The sequence below is a fragment of the Acinetobacter sp. S4400-12 genome (assembly GCF_024129495.1).
GTDB lineage: Bacteria > Pseudomonadota > Gammaproteobacteria > Pseudomonadales > Moraxellaceae > Acinetobacter > Acinetobacter lwoffii_C.
Genome location: NZ_JAMXYB010000107.1, coordinates 1 through 477 on the forward strand (window position 1 = coordinate 1; position 477 = coordinate 477).

The 477-nt window shown below is 51.2% G+C and carries 1 protein-coding gene; it reads left to right on the forward strand.

Annotation, left to right across the window (positions count from 1 at the left end; all coding sequences use genetic code 11):
* A partial coding sequence (locus NI461_RS14115) for an FAD-dependent oxidoreductase (RefSeq protein WP_253157896.1) occupies nucleotides 1-477 on the forward strand: 477 nt, incomplete at both ends.

The following is a 477-nucleotide window of genomic DNA, read 5'->3' on the forward strand; positions in this document are numbered from 1 at the left end:
GCAATGCAGCAGCCAAAGATGCAGAAAAACTGAATGCCAAACAAGCCTTTGATGTACTGGTGATTGGTGGAGGACCTGCGGGGAATACCGCCGCAATTTATGCTGCCCGTAAAGGCATTCGTACCGGGATCGTGGCTGAACGCATGGGCGGTCAGGTCATGGATACCATGGACATTGAAAACTTTACCTCTGTCCAGAAAACCCAAGGTCCCAAGTTTGCAGCAGAAATGGAAGCCCATGTACGTGAATACGATGTGGACATCATGAACCTGCAGCGTGTCTCTGCGATTAAAGGTGCCGATGAAACCTCTAGTGGTCTGGTAGAAGTCACCCTTGAAAATGGTGCAAAACTTGCCTCAAAAACTGTGGTGCTATCCACAGGGGCACGCTGGAGAGAGATGAATGTTCCGGGAGAGCAGGAATACAAGACCCGTGGCGTGGCGTACTGTCCGCACTGTGATGGCCCCCTGTTTAAAG